This is a genomic window from Actinomadura sp. NPDC048032 (assembly GCF_040653175.1).
GTDB classification, from domain to species: domain Bacteria; phylum Actinomycetota; class Actinomycetes; order Streptosporangiales; family Streptosporangiaceae; genus Spirillospora; species Spirillospora verrucosospora.
Map to the genome: position 1 here is coordinate 1 of NZ_JBEZJP010000787.1, position 1499 is coordinate 1499.

General features: G+C 70.9%; 2 protein-coding genes. One reads left to right on the forward strand and one right to left on the reverse strand.

Features of this window, described 5'->3' with window-relative positions:
• Nucleotides 1–704: glycosyltransferase (locus tag AB0C69_RS42210; RefSeq protein ID WP_360362558.1), on the reverse strand; the 704-nt coding region annotated here is incomplete at its 3' end.
• An 87-nt stretch (nucleotides 705–791) separates the two neighbouring features.
• On the opposite strand from AB0C69_RS42210, the gene AB0C69_RS42215 reads away from it, so the two are divergent.
• Complete coding sequence (locus AB0C69_RS42215) at nucleotides 792–1448, forward strand: dihydrofolate reductase family protein (protein WP_360362561.1); 657 nt, start codon at nucleotides 792–794, stop codon at nucleotides 1446–1448.
• Nucleotides 1449–1499 lie beyond the last annotated feature (51 nt).

A 1499-nucleotide genomic window follows, 5' to 3' on the forward strand; every position in this document is an offset into this window, starting at 1 on the left:
CGGACGGCGTTCAGGCGGTGGCGGATGAAGCGGTCCTGGTGCTCGCCCCATGTGTCGGGCTTGGTGGGGTGGGTGCTCTGGTCGGGGTGCTTTCGGTAGAGCCAGGTCACCGAGGGTTCCTGGTAGCCGTCGAAGACTTCGCTGAGGGCGATGAACAGGGCCACGTCCTGCGCGCGGGGGAGCGCGCCCCAGCCGCCGAAGGCGCGGATCAGGTCGGCGGGGGCGACCAGGCCGGCGCAGGCCGCCTGGCAGAGGCCCGTCTCTTCGTACAGGCGGCCGATCGTTCCGGCGGGCACCAGGCCGCAGGGGTAGGCCAGGGGGTAGGGGACGCGGCGTCCGTCGATCAGATCGTCGGCCTGGCCGATCGTCCAGCCGATGCCGGGATGCTCCTCGAAGGCGGGGATGAGCGTCGCGAGGCCGTCGGGAAGAAGGACGTCGTCATAGTCGAGCACCGCGACCAGTTCGCCGCGTGCCCGGCTCAGGGCGAAGTTCCTCGTCGTTCCGGTGCCGAGCTGGGCGCCGTTCGCCTCGTAGAGCGCGCCCGGGCACAGGTCGCGGGCGGTCGGGGCGTCCCCGTCCTCCTGGACGAGCCATTCGAGGTCCCAGCCAGGGGGGAGGCGTTGCGCCGCGACGCCGGCGGCGGCCTGCCGCAGGTAGCCGGGGATCGGCCTCCGTACGGCGGTGATGATCGAGATCAGGGGCATGGCACTCCTCCTCGTCCGGGCGCACGGCCTTGATGATCACATGGTCCGGGGCGGGGGCGGGACGGCGGCAGCCTTTACAGTGCTCAGATGGACGTGAGCGCGATGCTGGAGCAGTACGCCTATCCGGAGACGACGCCGTGGCTGCGGGCGAACATGATCGCGTCGCTCGACGGGGGGATCCAGTACCAGGGGAGCACCAGCGCACTCGGGTACGCGGGGGACTGGGCCCTCATGCAGCGGCTCAGGACGCTGGCCGACGTCGTGATCATGGGTGCCACGACCGTCCGGGAGTACGGGGCGTATCCGAAGGAGGCGCGGAAGCTGGCGATCGTGTCGCGGAGCCTGCGGTTCGACTTCGACGGGCCGCTGTTCGCGGAGGCGCCCGCGCCGCCGATCGTCATCACGTGCGGGGCGGCCCCGGCCGACCGGCTTCGCGAGGCCGAGAAGCACGCCGAGGTCCTGGTGTGCGGGACCGACTCCACGGACATGGGCATGGCGTTGCGGCGGTTGGCCGACAAGGGGTACGAGCGCCAGCTCTGCGAGGGAGGGCCGGTCCTGCTCGCCCAGATCGCCGCCGCGGGTTGGCTGCACGAGCTGTGCCTGACGTTGAGCCCGGTCGTCACCGCCGGCGACGCCGCGCGCGTCCTCGACGGCCCGGCCGTCGACATGCAGCGGATGGAGCTGTGCCACGCGATCCCGGACGAGAACTACCTCTACCTGCGGTACCGCATGGCCCAGGGCTAGGGCCTGTTTTGCGGATCTGGATCTTTGGTTTGTGGCTTGATGGTGGCCATG

Coding starts and splice junctions, on each gene's coding strand:
- AB0C69_RS42215 (WP_360362561.1), top strand. CDS start 792: ATGGACGTGAGCGCGATGCTGGAGCAGTACGCCTATCCGGAGACGACG.